The organism is Deinococcus sonorensis KR-87, assembly GCF_040256395.1.
Taxonomy (GTDB): domain Bacteria; phylum Deinococcota; class Deinococci; order Deinococcales; family Deinococcaceae; genus Deinococcus; species Deinococcus sonorensis.
In genome coordinates, this window is record NZ_CP158299.1 from 1,037,182 (window position 1) to 1,051,069 (window position 13,888).

Below are 13,888 nucleotides of genomic sequence, written 5' to 3' on the forward strand. Positions count from 1 at the left end.
TGGAGTGCGGCACCGCAGAGGAAAACCGGGTTCCCTGCCGTGCCGCACGGGTGATGCTGTGCTCAGATTGGAGATCAGTAGGTGGTGGTGGCCGGGGGCAACGACTCGCCGTCCTGCCGCTGCCAGTTGGGACGCATCATCTGACCGTCCCAGTGCCATTCCCCGTCCTCTCCGTCGATCAGCAGGTCCAGGGCGGCGTGCAGGGCGTGACGGTCCCAGTCGTCGGCGCGGATGCACAGGGGACTGCGGCCCAGCCAGTGCAGCCTCAGCTCCTGCGGGTGCGAGACCTCCACCACCGCCCACGGCCGCAGCCGACGGATCTGCGAGGTGATCACCTGACCGTCATCCGGCACCGAGACCACCGGCAGGCCACGCAGCCAGCACAGGTGGTCCAGTTCCTCCATCAGCCCGCTGGCCAGTTCGTCCTGACCCTGCACCAGCAGCAGGGGCCGGCCGGTCAGTTCCAGCGCCTGCACGTCGCCCTCGGCCGGATACGTCACGCGTTCGGCGCGCTGCCACCAGCCGGGCCCCGGCAGCACCGGGTGGCTCAGCAGTTCACCGTTCACCAGCTCGCGCGCCAGCTGGGCCAGCGCCGTCTCGCGCGGCCAGCCGGCCGACACGTCCCACACGCCCGGCTCGTAGTGGCCCTCCTGGCGGGTCTGCAGGCTGTTCCACTCGGCGCTGCCGAAAGCGGACCAGATGGTCAGAGCGCGCACGTCCGCGCCCTCCAGCAGGGCCTCGGTGCTGCCCTGCCACGCGGCATTCAGCCAGCGCAGCTGTTCCTCGCGGGTGCAGCCCAGGTGCACCTCGGTGAGCGCCATCGGCAGGCCGTAGCGCTCGTGGGTCTCCATCAGCCGGGTGTGATGCAGGCCCTGCAGCGGGCCGCGCACCCGGATCGCCTCCACATCGGCGTACTGCTGGCGGCCGTTGCCGCCATGCGTGGACTCGGGGTAGCGGTCCAGCCGCTCGTCCAGAAAGCGGTCGCTGGTGAGGTAGAGGTTCAGGCCCAGGATGCCCGGGGGACAGGGATGCTCGGCAAACCACATCACCTGCTCCTCGGTGGCCCCGGCCCACTTCAGGTAGCTCCACATCGGGTGGCCCGGCCCCACCCGCCCGCACAGCAGGTCCCAGGTGATCCAGCGCCGCTCGTTCTCAAAGGCTGCCTGTTCCCGCAGCGCCGGAGTGCTGGCGGTGCGTCCCAGGTCCTCGGTCTGGACCAGCTGAGACGCCGGATTGATCTCCCGGACCGCCTGCATCGCCAGCACCGTGCCGCGCAGCTCGTTCAGCAGCGCCTGCACGAAGCTGTGGTCGTCCTGCGCATGCGGATACCAGTGGCCATACAGCCCCGAGAAGCGCGCGGTGGTCAGCGGCTCGTTGACCGGTGTCCAGTGGTCCAGGTGCGGGTAGCGTTCGGCCACCCGGCGGGCGTAGTCGGCCAGCTTCTCCGGAAAGGCCGGGTCCAGCAGACTGGTGTGCGCCGGCCCGCTGCCGTGATGCACCAGCCCGGCGATCGGGTCCAGTTTCAGCCGCTGCAGCTGCTGCAGCGCCGCGTCCGACCAGGTCCAGTCGGGCGTCTGCTCCGGCATGATCCGCTCCCACAGCAGCGGCAGGCGGACGCGTGAGGCGCCGAGGCTGGCCATCCGGTCCAGATCCTCGGGCCGGCCGGCAAAGCCGGTCAGTTCCTGCTGGTCCAGGGTGTGTGAGGCCGTGCGGGTGTAGGACGCTTCCGGCCCGACCCACAGCTCCAGCCTCACAAGCTGGCCTCCAGCTCCACTCCGGCCGGTGCCTGAGCCTCCTGCAGCCGCTGGAAGGTGGCGAGTGCCTGCGCCACCACCTGGTCCATGTTGTAGTAGCGGTAGGTGGCCAGCCGGCCCACGAACGTCACGTTGGTGAGCTGCTCGGCGTCCGCGGCGTAGCGCTTGTACAGTTCAGCGTTCTCCGGGCGCGGCACCGGGTAGTACGGATCGCCCTCGGCGGTGGGGTACTCGTACACCACGCTGGTCTGGTCGTGCTGCTGCCCGGTGATGTGCTTGAACTCGCTGACCCGGGTGTAGGCGTAGTCGTTGGGGAAATTGACGGTGCCCACCGCCTGGAACTGCGCTTGCGGCAGGGTGCGGTGCTCGAACTCCAGGCTGCGGTAGGGCAGCCGCCCGTAGCGGTGGCCGAAGTACGCGTCAATCGGGCCGGTGTAGATCATGTGCCGCCACGGAATGAACGTCTCGATGGCCCGGTAATCGGTGTTAAGCATCACGCTGATGTTCGGGTGATTCAGCATCGCCTCGAACATTCGGGTGTAGCCATGCAGCGGCATCGCCTGATAGGTGTCCTGGAAGTAGCGGTTGTCGCGGCTGGTGCGGGTCGGCACGCGGGCCGTCACGCTGGCGTCCAGCTCCGACGGGTCCAGGCCCCACTGCTTGCGGGTGTAGCCGCGGAAGAACTTGTTGTACAGGTCGCGGCCCACCTTGCTCACCACCACGTCCTCGCTGGTGCGCACCTGCTCCACCGGCTCGGCCACCGAGGCGAAGTAGTCTTCCAGCTGCGAGGCGTTCAGCGACAGGCCGTACAGCTGGTTGACCGTGTCGAGGTTGATCGGCATCGGCACCAGCTGGCCGTCCACGCTGGCCAGCACCCGATGCTGATAGGGCCGCCACTGCGTGAACTGCGACAGGTAATCGAAGACGGCCTTGGAGTTGGTGTGGAAGATGTGCGGGCCGTACGGGTGAATCAGCACGCCCGCGTCGTCGTAGCGGTCATAGGCGTTGCCGCCGATGTGCGGGCGTTTGTCCACAATCAGCACCCGCTGCCCCACGCTGGCGAGCCGCTCGGCCAGCACCGCACCGGCGAACCCGGCCCCCACGATCAGATAATCAAAGCCCTGAGGGCTGGACGCTTCAGTCATCGGCGGCGCCCCCCACCACACTGATGCCCTTGGGCGCAGCGGGGACTACCGGCCCGGCCCCGTGGCCGCGCAGTAGTTCGTCCATTTCGGCCCAGGTGCGGTCCCACGACACGGTGGACAGGAACTCGTCGGCCCGCTGCTGACGGTTGAGCCCGGCCGGCGTGCCCTGCTCGTCCAGGGCTGCCTGGATCGCGGCCTCGAAGCTTGCGGCGTCATCGGCGATCCGCACCACGTTCATCTCGCCGTAGGGCCGCACCACGTCACGGATGCTGGTGGACACCACCGGGCGACCCGCGGCCAGATACTCGGGCGTCTTGGTGGGCGAGATGAATTCGGTGGCCTCGTTGCGGGCGAACGGCAGCAGGGCCACGTCCCAGCCGGCCATATAGGCGGGCAGCTCCTTGTAGTCCTTCTGGCCCAGGTAGTGGATGTTGGGCCCCTGCGGCAGCTCTTCCGGCGAGACCTTCACCACCGGTCCCACCAGCACGAACTGCCACTCGGGCCGGGCGTCGGCCACCGCCTGCACCAGCGCGGCGTCGAAGCGCTCGTCCAGCACGCCACAGAAGCCGAGCCGCGGGTGCGGCAGGTGTGCCTGATCGGCCGGGTCCTGGCGCAGCTTGCGGGCCTGGGTGAAGTGGGCCACGTCCACGCTCGATGGGAATGGATACGCGTGCGAATGCTGGCGCTGCTTGGCCTCCCACAGGCGGTAGCCGCCGGTGAACACCAGGTCCGCCTGCCGGAACAGCTGCTGCTCACGGGCATGCAGCTCCGGCGGAGCGAAACGGAAGTTGGCCAGCTCGTCCATGCAGTCGTAGACGGTCCGCGCGGGCTTGAGGCCGGCCGTGATCGGCAGTTCCATGGGGGTGTAGATCCACAGGACGTAGTCGCTCAGCTGCTCCTCGGCCACCAGCTGCTCCAGCAGGCGGCGCGTGCGCATCTGGGACTCGGCCGGGCCGAGGTCCTGCACCACGTGCGGGGTGCAGACCATGACGCCGCTCGCGTCCCGGCGGGTTTCCAGCCAGTCGCGGTCACCAAAGATCGGTTCCTCGAAGTAGTACACGCGGCGATCCTGCGCCGCGCGGGTCATCAGGTGCTGCGGACGCTGAAACACAAAGTTCCAGCGCAGATGGGCAATGCAGATCAGATCCGGGGCATCAGTCATGGTATTCATCGGGTTTCATTCCTTTCACGTCTGTCCGGCAGGCTCTGGACCCAGGCGTGCTGCTTCGGGTGCTTATGCATAAGAACCCATTCCCGGCTCATCTGCGTGAAATTTGCAAAATCTTTCTTTCGATTCTGTGTATTAAAGAATTCTTGAAGCCTTCATCAAGTTCCGGTGGAGGTCCGCTGAGCGCAGTACGCTGCTGTTATGGCAGCAGTTTTTGCCCCGCACGAGTGGTTGTTTTCTCGAAAACGCGCAGGTCAGTCGCGGGGTTCGGCGGCGACTTTGCGCGTGCTGGAGCGACTTCATCACCCGGATCAGCATTTCGACAGTCTGCGGGTGGTGGGCACCAACGGAAAGGGCAGCGTCTGCGCCATGCTGGAGGCCGGGGTGCTGGCCGCCGGACAGCGGGTCGGGCGCTTCACCAGCCCGCATCTGGAACGGTTCGAGGAGCGGATCCGGGTTGCGGGCCACGAACTGGACCCGGCGCGGACCGCGGCGTTCGTGCAATGGGCCAGACTTCACGCTCCGGAGGCCGCCTTTTTTGACCTGACGCTGGCGCTGGCGTGCCAGGTGTTTGCCGAGGACGGGGTGCCGTGGGCCGTGATGGAGGCGGGGGTGGGCGGCGCCTCGGACGCCACCCAGGCGCTGCGGCGGGTCCGGGCGGTGCTGATCACCAACGTCGCGCTGGACCACACGGCCACCCTGGGACCCACCCTGAGCGACATCGCGCGCGACAAGGCCGGAGCCGCGCAGCCGGGCGTGCCGCTGCTGACCACCGCTGAAGGGGAGGGCCTGCAGGTGATCGAACGGACGGCGCAGGAACGTGGCGCGCCGCTGTACACACCCGCGAGCCACCCTACGCTGTTCCGGCTGCCGCACCCGCCCCAGCTGACCGGAGCCCACCAGCGGCAGAATGCCCGCCTGGCGGTGGCCACCCTGCGGCTCTTCGGCTGGGACGCGGGGCTCGGGGCAGCGCTCCAGGCCGACTGGCCCGCCCGCCTGGAACGCTTCGAGCTGCAGGAGCGCACGGTACTGCTGGACGGCGCCCACAACCCGGCGGCGGCACAGGCGCTGGCGCTGGCTGTGCCGCATGCAGACGTGCTGCTGTTCGGAGGTCTGGCGCGCAAGGACACCCTCCGCACGCTGGAGGCGCTGCTGGAGGTGGCGCAGCGGCGTGTCTACACCCACCCGGACCCGCAGCAGCCGGCCGCCGACCTGCAGGCGCTGGCCGAAACGTACGGCGGTGAGGTGGAGCCGCAGGCGGCCTTGGCCCTGACCCGCGCCCTGGAGCTCACGCCGCCCGGCGGAACGCTGCTGATTGCCGGCAGCCTGTATCTGGCGGGGCAGCTGCGGCCCCTGCTTGACAGCGCTGCCCACCCTTCGTATACTTCCTTCCGCTGACCGTGCAGGTCAGGTGTGGGTCGTTAGCTCAATCGGTAGAGCAGCTGACTCTTAATCAGCGGGTTGTAGGTTCAAGTCCTACACGACCCACCACACAGAACCCCCGCCCAGAGCGGGGGTTTCTTTTGCCGTTCAAAGGCGGCGGCCAGCGCCCTCTCCACCAGGATGTTGGCCAGGGCGTACCGGGGCACCCTCGGCACGCACATCACGCTGGAACTGGGCATCCCGCGACTTTCCACGTCCGCGCCTCGAACATGCCGCTTGCGGCGGTGTTCATGAATGCTGTCCGGCTTCAACCTTGACCCAACCGGCATCCCGGGTGGGCCCATCATCGGCTATCAAGGAGCAGGAGCGCGCCACGTCCGGACGGTCCGGAGCCCGCGACTCTGGTCGGCGTGCCCGGGTGCCGGCCGGAAAGGAACCCTGATGACCCGCCTGCAGACCCTTCAGGACGCCCTCAGGGCAGCGGCCCAGCCGCTCCTGGGCGCGTCCGACGACTATACGGCGCTGCTTGAGCGCGCCGGTTCGGCCCGCTTTGTGCTGATCGGAGAGGCGTCGCACGGCACCCATGAGTTCTACCGGGAACGCGCCAGAATCACCCGGCGGCTGATCGAGGAGCACGGGTTCACGGCCGTGGCGGTGGAGGCCGACTGGCCGGACGCGGGCCGCGTCCACCGATATGTGCAGGGCCAGAGCGACGACCCGGATGCCCTGCAGGCATTGGGCAGCTTCCAGCGCTTCCCCGCCTGGATGTGGCGCAACGAGGACGTCCTGGCCTTTGTGGAGTGGCTGCGGGACCACAACGAGCGGCACCCGGACCGGACGACCGGCTTCTACGGCATGGACCTGTATAGCCTGCACCGCTCGATGGGTGCGGTGGTCGAGTACCTGGAAGGGGTGGACCCGGAGGCGGCCCGACGGGCCCGGCAGCGCTACAGCTGCTTCGAGCCGTTCGGCCAGGACCCGCAGCAGTACGGCCTGGCCACCGGCTACGGCCTGGAGGAGCCGTGTGAGGATGAGGCCGTGGCGCAGCTGGTGGAACTGCAGCGGCAGGAGCAGGCCCTGACCCACGGCAGCCCGCTGGCCGAGGACGAGCACTTCTATGCCGAGCAGAACGCGCGTCTGGCCCTCAATGCCGAGCGTTACTACCGGGAGATGTTCCGGGGCCATCACGACACCTGGAACCTGCGCGACACGCACATGGCCGACACCATTGACGCGCTGGTAGAGCATCAGGCGGCCCAGGGCCGGGACGCGAAGGTCGTGGTGTGGGCGCACAACTCGCACCTGGGCGATGCCCGCGCCACCGAGGCGGGCTGGCGGCAGGGCCAGCAGAATGTCGGCCAGTACCTGCGGGAGCGGCATCCCGGCGAGACGTACCTGATCGGGTTCAGCACCTACCAGGGCGAGGTGAGCGCCGCGGACGACTGGGGCGAGGCCGTGCAACGCAAGCGGGTGCGTCCCGGGCTGCCGGGCAGCACCGAGGCGCTGCTGCACGGGCTGGACCTGCCGGCCTTCTGGCTGGACCTGCGCCAGCAGAACGCCGCGACCGAAGGCCTGCGCGAGGAGCGGCTGCAGCGGTACATCGGCGTGATCTACCGGCCCGAGACCGAGCGACGCAGCCACTACGCCCAGGCGCGCCTGGGCGAGCAGTACGACGCCCTGCTGTACTTCGACCGCACCAGCGCCCTGGTGCCGCTGGACCGCACCGGCGGCTGGGAAGCGGGCGAGCTGCCCGACACCTACCCGTCCGGCGAGTAGCGGTCCTCAGCCGCGCCGCACACCGGTCACCAGCACCTCGTATTTGCCGGTCACATAGACCGTAAAGCCGTGTTTCTGCAGGTACCGGCGCGTCTGGGCCACGTCCTTGATCAGCAGGCTCAGGTCCGGACGGCGGAAGTTGAGCATCCGGGCGCCGTACCGCTGCGCCCCGGCGCTGTAGCGGCAGTTGGGAAAGCCCACGATGACGGTGCCGTCTGCCTGCAGCTGCTCGCGGCACAGCGCCCTCAGCAGCGTGTCGGTGTCGATGCTTGGGCTCTGCAGCACGTTCAGCGCCAGAATCAGGCGGAAGTGGCCCAGGTCCGGGTCCGGCAGGCTCCGCACGTCGCGGGTCAGGAAGGTGGCCTGTGGATGGCGCTGGCGGGCGGTGGCCAGGGCCGAGTCGTCCAGGTCCAGGCCCAGCACCTCAAAGCGGGTGTCCGGGTACACCAGCGGCAGGGTGTCCAGCTCGCGGCCCTGGCCGACCCCCAGCGCCAGCACCCGGTCACCGATTTGCAAGTGCGCGCGCTCCAGCGCCTCGCCGAGGTCCTGCAGCAGCCAGGGGTCCTCCAGCTTGTCGATGCGGGCGAACTCGCTGCCCGCCCCGTAGCCCCCGTCCAGCCGGCGTTCGGCCGCCGGCAGCCGCCGGAAGCGCAGCTGCACCAGCTCGCCGTCCGGCTGCGGGGTGAGCAGCTGCGCGTCCAGCAGGTCGGCCACGTCGGTCCAGCTCTGGTAGGGGCGGTGGATGCCGGCGGCCGTGCGTTCGCCCGGATACAGCCCCCATCCCAGGTCCGGGTCCGGCACCCGCAGCTGCACTTCCGGGTGCAGCTGCAGCGCGGCGCGCAGGCGGGGCAGGATCTCGTGCAGCGGCTCATGCCGGAAGGTGAACACCGGCCGAGGCTAGCACCGATGGGCGGTGCTCTACACTCGGACCATGAACAGCTACCCGACGGCCGATCTGTGTGACGCCCACCCGGAGGTGCAGGTGGCCGAGCCCATCTTCCGTGATTACGGCGGCCAGCTGGCCTTTGCGGGTCCGGCCCTCACCGTGCGGGTCTTCGAGGACAATACCCTGGTGCGCGCCACGCTGGAGACGCCGGGGCAGGGCCGGGTGCTGGTGGTGGACGGGGGCGCCAGCCTGCACTGCGCGCTGGTGGGCGATCAGCTCGGCACGCTGGCGGTGCAGAACGGCTGGGCGGGCGTGGTCATCAACGGCTGCGTGCGCGACAGTGCCGCGCTGGCCCGGCTGCCGCTGGGGGTCAAGGCGCTGGGCACCCATCCGCGGCGCAGCAACAAGGGCAGCGACGGCGAGCGCGAGGTGGGTCTGACGTTCGCCAGCGTCACGATCAACTCCGGCGATTGGATTTACGCCGACGCCGACGGCCTGCTGGTCAGCCAGACCCCGCTGCACACGCCATAAAAAACCCGCCCTCTCAGGCGGTGATGACAAGAATATAGCGCGGTATGCAGAGGGCGTCAAGGTCATGCAGGCGGAGCCGGGATGCCTCTGTGGTCTGCACGCCTGCAGGGGAGGGCCTGCAGCGGTTGACCAGAATGAAGCCCCCTGTCCTGAGTGTCTGGCGCCGGCACCGACCGCTCCGCCCGAGGCAGTTAGCCACAAAAAAAGCGCCCTTTCGGACGCTGATAAAGAAAGTATAGCGGGGTATGCAGGGCCAGTCAAGCCTATGCGTGGCCTGCTGGCCCCTGGCCCTTACCCGTTGGTGGGGAAGCCCAGGTTCACCTTGCTGGTGGCGGGGTCCGGCCAGCGGCTGGTGATGACCTTGCTGCGGGTGTAGAACCGGATGCCGTCCGGGCCATACATGTGAGTGTCACCGAACAGGCTGGCCTTCCAGCCGCCGAAGCTGTAATAGGCCACCGGCACCGGAATCGGCACGTTGATGCCCACCATGCCCACCTCGCAGTCGAACTGGAACTGGCGGGCCACGCCGCCGTCGCGGGTGAAGATGGCGGTGCCGTTGCCGTAGGGGTTGTCGTTGACCAGCTGCAGCGCCTGCTCGTAGGTGTCCACCCGCGTCACGCTCAGGACCGGCCCGAAGATCTCGTCGTCGTAGCAGCGCATGCCCGGCTGGGTGTGGTCGATCAGGCTGGGCTTCAGGAAGAAGCCTTCGCCGGGAACGGCATCCTCCCGGCCGTCCACCAGCAGCTGCGCGCCCTCGGCCTCGGCGCCCGCCACGTAGCCGGCCACCTTGTCGCGGTGCTCGCGGGAGATCAGCGGCCCCATCTCGTTGCCGGCCTCGTCGCCGGGGCCGACCTGCACGTTCGGAATGCGTTCCTGGATCGCCTGCACCAGCCGGTCGCCGACCCCGCCCACCGCCACCACCACGCTGATGGCCATGCAGCGCTCGCCGGCCGAGCCGTAGGCGGCACTCACCGCGGCGTCGGCCGCCATGCTGATGTCAGCGTCCGGCAGCACCACCATGTGGTTCTTGGCGCCGCCCAGCGCCTGCACCCGCTTGCCGTGCCGGGTGCCGGTCTCGTAGATGTAGCGGGCGACCGGGGTGCTGCCCACGAAGCTGATGGCCGCCACGTCCGGATGCTCCAGCAGCGCGTCCACCGCCTCCTTGTCGCCGTGCAGTACCGTCAGCACGCCGTCCGGCAGGCCCGCCTCTCGAAGCAGGCTGGCCAGGAACAGGCTGGCCGAGGGGTCTTTCTCGCTGGGCTTCAGGATGAAGGCGTTGCCGCAGGCCAGCGCGTTGCACATCATCCACAGCGGCACCATGGCCGGGAAGTTGAACGGCGTGATGCCCGCCACCACCCCCAGCGGCTGCTGGATGCTGTACACGTCCACCCCGGTGCTGGCGCTCTCGCTGTAGCCGCCCTTGAGCAGGTTCGGGATGCCGCAGGCGTAGTCCACGTTCTCCAAACCGCGCGCGATCTCGCCCAGCGCGTCGCTGTGGACCTTGCCGTGCTCGCGCGTGATGATGCGGGCCAGCTCGTCACGGCGCTGGTCGATCAGGGCCCGGAAGCGGAACATGATCTCGGCGCGGCGGCCCAGTGGCACCGGCCGCCAGGCTTTTGCTGCGGCGCGGGCCGCCTGCACGGCGGCGTCCACCTCGGCGCGGCTGGCCAGCGGGACTTCGGCCTGAACCTGTCCGGTGGCGGGGTTGTAGACCGCAGCGGTGCGCCCGGAGGTGCCGGCGGTCGGCTGGCCGTTCAGCCAGTGGCTGAGCGCGGTGGGGCGGGTGGCAGTGTCGGTCATGGGGACTCCTTCAGGAAGAGAGGGGGTGGCCTGCAGCAGGGCAGCCAGAGAGGTCGGTCGGGCGTGGAGCCCGGCTCAGTCGGCGGCGACCGGGGCCTTCAGCATCTCGTCCACCAGGGCCAGCGCCTCCTCGTAGACGTCCAGGCCGTGGTCCAGCTCTTCTTTCATCACCACCAGCGGCGGGCAGACCCACAGGAAGTTGAAGCGGCTGTAGGCGTACACGTGCTTGCTGCGCAGGTAGGCGGCCAGCCGGCCCATCTCCGGCGAGGTGCCGTTGAAGGGCGCCAGCGGCTCCTTGGTGGCCTTGTCCTTCACCAGTTCCAGCACGCTGAACAGCCCGATGTAGCGCACGTCGCCCACGCAGGCGTACTTCTGTTTCATGGCCTCCAGCCGCTCGCCCAGGTGCCGGCCCATCTCCAGGGTGTGCTCGAAGAGGCGCTCCTCCTCGTACACCTTCAGGTTGGCGATCGCCGCCGCCAGGCTGACCGGATGCCCGCTGTAGGTCAGGCCGCCCGCGAGGAAGTGGTTCTCGAAGTAGTCCGCGATCTTCTCGTTCACGATCACGGCGCCCAGCGGCATGTACCCGCTGGTGAGGCCCTTGGCGCAGGTCACGATGTCCGGCACGATGCCGTAGTGCTGGGTGGCCAGCCACTTGCCGGTGCGCCCGAAGCCGCTCATCACCTCATCGTCAATCATCAGGATGCCGTACTTGTCCAGCAGCGCCCGCAGGCGTGGGTAGTAGCTGTCCGGTGGAATCAGCAGGCCGTTGCTGCCAGTGATGCCCTCCACCAGCATCGCCGCGATGGTGTGCGGCCCCTCCATCTGAATCACTTCCTCAATGTGGGTGATGCAGCCGTCCTCCCAGGCCTCGGCCGTGCCGCCCATGGGCGGGCGGTACATGTACGGATCAAAGACCCGCACGATGCCGGGGATGCCCGGCTCCACCGGCCAGCGGCGCGGGTCACCCGAAGCGCTCATGCTGCCCATGGTGGCCCCGTGGTAGCTGCGGTAGCGGGTGATGATCTTGTCGCGGCCGGTGTAGAGCTTGGCCATCTTGATGGCGTTCTCGTTGGCCTCGCTGCCGCCCAGCGTGAAGAAGCTCTTGGCCAGCCCCGTCACCTCCGCGAGCTTCTTGCCCAGCTCGGCGCGCACGTCGGTGGCAAAGCTGGGGCCGGCGAAGCACATCTGGTCCACCTGATCCTTGATCGCCTGCAGCACCTTGGGGTGCTGGTGCCCCACGTTGATGTTGATCAGCTGACTGGAGAAGTCCAGCCAGGTGTTTCCATCACCGTCGTAGAAGTGGCTGCCCTTGCCGCCCACCATGTGAATCGGGTTGGCCTGCTGCTGCACGCTCCACGAGAACAGGGTGTAGTCGCGATTGTCCTGAATGACCGCTTTGCTGTCTGGATGCGCTTCCGGCATGACTGACCCTCCTGAGTGAAGATGAACTCAAGTGTAGTTTTTGCCGTGCTGGAGCGGCAAGAGACAGTGTGTCCAGTTGAGCACCGGCCGGCGTCAGGGCGCGTCGTCCAGCATGGCCTCGATGATGCGTCTGGATGCTGCCGCGATGGTCGGGCCGGTGTGCTGCGCGTACGGCAGCGCGATCAGGGCCACCGACAGCGCCCAGCCGCATCCGCAGGGCAAGGCCACGCTCGGGCCACAGGCCGGATCTCCGACGTTCAGCCCGCCAAAGTCGAGCACGGTTGCAGGTCGTCGTGTCCCCACACCGGAGCGGTCAAGACCGTGGTGAAGGCGCAGGTGACCTCGTCGCGCTCGGCCAGGAACGCGGCCCGAAGGCAGGCGGCGGTTCGGCTGGCGCTTCCAGCCCCTGCAATGCCCTTGGAACCTTTGCCAGCAGCCGATACATCACGCCACCCCGGCTCAGGTCCTGGCCACCAGTCGGAGCCAGTTGCGGCAGCCCGCGCTGGGGAGTTTCGGCAGCCGCAGGCGAGGGCATCGCCCAGCCGGAACAGCGTGTGGTCGGTGCCGCTGGAGGGCGCCGGCGACGCCACCAGTCGTCCCGACGAAGGCGGCCGCCTCCATCAACCAGCCTGCCCATTCAGGGCTGTTCCGGCGGGCGGGCCGCTGGTTGACGCTTGACCTCGCTGGCCTCGCTGCGGTTGAGTTCCAGCGCCAGATGCAGCGCGAGCTGACGGCGATGGTCGCTGAGGTCACCCAGCATGCCCCTGAGCTGCTCCATGCGGTAGTACACCGTCTGCCGGCGCACCCCCAGCCGCCGTGCCGACTCGGCCACGTTGAAGTTGCTGTGCAGCAGCGCTTCCAGCGTCCCGATCAGGGTGGCGCGCGGGCGGGCGGGCAGGGCGAGCAGCGGTCCCAGCTGCGTCTGCAGGAAGGCGAGGCTGCGCCCGGTCTCCGCCAGGGCGTCCAGCAGCGGGGCCAGGGTACCCTCCAGCGGTGTGCTGCCCTGGTGCAGGATGCGGGCGTGGGCGGCGCGGGTCAGCTGCGCGAAGCTGACTTCCTGCCGGAACACGATCAGCGGAAAGTCGTAGAGGCGGGCCGCACTGAGCAGGGCGGGCGGCACCTCCGGCACCCGCACCAGTTCCAGTACCAGTCCATGCGCACCGCCCTCGGCCAGCGACCGCAGATAGCTGTCCTGCTCCTGGGCGCTGGCGCGCGACAGTTCGGTGCCGGTGCTGATCAGCAGCTCACCGCCCGACAGGAAGCGGGCCGCGTCCATCACCTCGCTGACGTGCGTCCAGGTGACCGGCTGATCCAGCTGGGCCTGACCGCTCAGCACCTCCGAGCCGGCAAAGGCCGGCAGAGTCAGCAGTTCGGAGAGAGTGGGCAGCATCAGGGCTCCGGTGCGGGGTGCAGGATCATGATTGAGGCGACCCCCAGTCGTTCCGACCAATCCTGATCTGTGGGTTACCGGTCAGAGCAGCGGCAGTGAAATTGTAGAGGAGGGTGCGATCCACACCATCGATAGCTATTTCGTACCTTGTGCCGTCCTTGAGAGTTAAGACATACATGCTCTCTCTGGTTTTCATTGACATAAGAAGATGTAGAGCAAATTTGCGCTCTTGATCAATCCGTTCAATATTCGCTAGATGGTGTCTTGAAATTTTTCCAGAGATCCAACTTGCACTAGATAATGTATTATTTTGAATGGTCAGTCGACGCAGTTTTTTAAGAGAGGGAAGAAATACACACACAGTATACAAAATAGTAAAAATAATCACAAATACATAAAAATATTTATAGACTTTATCCGGATGTCTTGCTGATTCCACATATACTCTATAAATATTAATATATACTGTGAATATATAAAAAGGTATGCCTATAAAAAACATCCCGTACGCAACTTTCCTTGTAAAACCAACAGAAATTGGTTTTGAAATACCTAGGTTACCTGATTGATCACACATCATAAAATTTATCACACCTCCATTATTTTTTAGGTAGCAAATAAAGTGATTCAACT

At 67.3% G+C, this 13,888-nt stretch carries 12 protein-coding genes and 1 tRNA gene; 4 read left to right on the top strand and 9 right to left on the bottom strand.

Translation table 11 applies throughout. From position 1 onward, the window contains the following. Window positions 1–74 precede the first annotated feature (74 nt). From ABOD76_RS10425 to ABOD76_RS10435, 3 genes are read right to left on the bottom strand one after another with little or no spacing between them, the layout of a single operon-like run. Window positions 75–1,754: a family 1 glycosylhydrolase gene (locus tag ABOD76_RS10425; protein WP_350244768.1), complete on the bottom strand. Its 1,680-nt coding sequence runs from the start codon at window positions 1,752–1,754 to the stop codon at window positions 75–77. After that, window positions 1,751–2,899, bottom strand: coding sequence for a UDP-galactopyranose mutase (glf, locus tag ABOD76_RS10430; protein WP_350244769.1), 1,149 nt, complete (start codon window positions 2,897–2,899; stop codon window positions 1,751–1,753). Before glf ends, ABOD76_RS10425 begins: the two co-directional genes overlap by 4 nt. Further along, a complete protein-coding gene (locus ABOD76_RS10435; RefSeq protein ID WP_350244770.1) occupies window positions 2,892–4,061 on the bottom strand; it encodes a glycosyltransferase family 1 protein in 1,170 nt (389 codons plus the stop codon). The genes glf and ABOD76_RS10435 overlap by 8 nt, the downstream gene beginning before the upstream one ends. Before the next feature lie 291 nt (window positions 4,062–4,352). Between ABOD76_RS10435 and ABOD76_RS10440 the strand changes: the two genes are divergently transcribed. From ABOD76_RS10440 to ABOD76_RS10450, 3 genes are all read left to right on the top strand, one after another. Then, the gene (locus tag ABOD76_RS10440) at window positions 4,353–5,465 is read left to right on the top strand and encodes a glutamate ligase domain-containing protein (RefSeq protein ID WP_433961776.1); all 1,113 of its coding nucleotides are present in this window, start codon (window positions 4,353–4,355) and stop codon (window positions 5,463–5,465) included. 17 nt (window positions 5,466–5,482) lie between these two features. Beyond that, window positions 5,483–5,558, top strand: a tRNA-Lys gene (locus ABOD76_RS10445). A gap of 333 nt (window positions 5,559–5,891) precedes the next feature. Next, window positions 5,892–7,226, top strand: coding sequence for an erythromycin esterase family protein (locus tag ABOD76_RS10450; protein WP_350244772.1), 1,335 nt, complete (start codon window positions 5,892–5,894; stop codon window positions 7,224–7,226). A gap of 6 nt (window positions 7,227–7,232) precedes the next feature. On the opposite strand, the gene ABOD76_RS10455 is transcribed toward ABOD76_RS10450, so the two are convergent. Further along, complete coding sequence (locus tag ABOD76_RS10455; RefSeq protein WP_350244773.1) at window positions 7,233–8,114, bottom strand: class I SAM-dependent methyltransferase; 882 nt, start codon at window positions 8,112–8,114, stop codon at window positions 7,233–7,235. Window positions 8,115–8,157: 43 nt separating this feature from the next. Here ABOD76_RS10455 and rraA point away from each other — a divergent pair, with 43 nt between their 5' ends. Then, window positions 8,158–8,643: a ribonuclease E activity regulator RraA gene (rraA, locus tag ABOD76_RS10460; RefSeq protein WP_350244774.1), complete on the top strand. Its 486-nt coding sequence runs from the start codon at window positions 8,158–8,160 to the stop codon at window positions 8,641–8,643. 291 nt (window positions 8,644–8,934) lie between these two features. Here the strand turns inward: rraA and ABOD76_RS10465 are convergent, their stop codons facing one another. The 5 genes from ABOD76_RS10465 to ABOD76_RS10485 form a co-directional block, all read right to left on the bottom strand. Then, window positions 8,935–10,443 carry a CoA-acylating methylmalonate-semialdehyde dehydrogenase gene (locus ABOD76_RS10465; protein ID WP_350244775.1) on the bottom strand — a complete coding sequence of 503 codons (1,509 nt, stop codon included), beginning with the start codon at window positions 10,441–10,443 and terminating at the stop codon, window positions 8,935–8,937. 75 nt (window positions 10,444–10,518) lie between these two features. Then, window positions 10,519–11,865 carry an aminotransferase class III-fold pyridoxal phosphate-dependent enzyme gene (locus tag ABOD76_RS10470; protein WP_350244776.1) on the bottom strand — a complete coding sequence of 449 codons (1,347 nt, stop codon included), beginning with the start codon at window positions 11,863–11,865 and terminating at the stop codon, window positions 10,519–10,521. A 93-nt stretch (window positions 11,866–11,958) separates the two neighbouring features. Next, window positions 11,959–12,144 (bottom strand): hypothetical protein, encoded by a 186-nt coding sequence (locus ABOD76_RS10475; RefSeq protein ID WP_350244777.1) that lies wholly within the window; start codon window positions 12,142–12,144, stop codon window positions 11,959–11,961. 358 nt (window positions 12,145–12,502) lie between these two features. Further along, entirely contained in the window at window positions 12,503–13,255 is a 753-nt protein-coding gene (locus tag ABOD76_RS10480; RefSeq protein WP_350244778.1) for a PucR family transcriptional regulator, read from the bottom strand. A 25-nt stretch (window positions 13,256–13,280) separates the two neighbouring features. Further along, window positions 13,281–13,886 (bottom strand): hypothetical protein, encoded by a 606-nt coding sequence (locus tag ABOD76_RS10485; RefSeq protein ID WP_350244779.1) that lies wholly within the window; start codon window positions 13,884–13,886, stop codon window positions 13,281–13,283. Between the last annotated feature and the right edge of the window lie 2 nt (window positions 13,887–13,888).

What these genes read in the sequence shown, in the direction of transcription:
- ABOD76_RS10435 (WP_350244770.1), bottom strand. Translation starts at nt 4,061, where the DNA reads ATGACTGATGCCCCGGATCTGATCTGCATTGCCCATCTGCGCTGGAAC.
- glf (WP_350244769.1), bottom strand. Translation starts at nt 2,899, where the DNA reads ATGACTGAAGCGTCCAGCCCTCAGGGCTTTGATTATCTGATCGTGGGG.
- ABOD76_RS10465 (WP_350244775.1), bottom strand. Translation starts at nt 10,443, where the DNA reads ATGACCGACACTGCCACCCGCCCCACCGCGCTCAGCCACTGGCTGAAC.
- ABOD76_RS10480 (WP_350244778.1), bottom strand. Translation starts at nt 13,255, where the DNA reads ATGCTGCCCACTCTCTCCGAACTGCTGACTCTGCCGGCCTTTGCCGGC.
- ABOD76_RS10470 (WP_350244776.1), bottom strand. Translation starts at nt 11,865, where the DNA reads ATGCCGGAAGCGCATCCAGACAGCAAAGCGGTCATTCAGGACAATCGC.
- ABOD76_RS10450 (WP_350244772.1), top strand. Translation starts at nt 5,892, where the DNA reads ATGACCCGCCTGCAGACCCTTCAGGACGCCCTCAGGGCAGCGGCCCAG.
- rraA (WP_350244774.1), top strand. Translation starts at nt 8,158, where the DNA reads ATGAACAGCTACCCGACGGCCGATCTGTGTGACGCCCACCCGGAGGTG.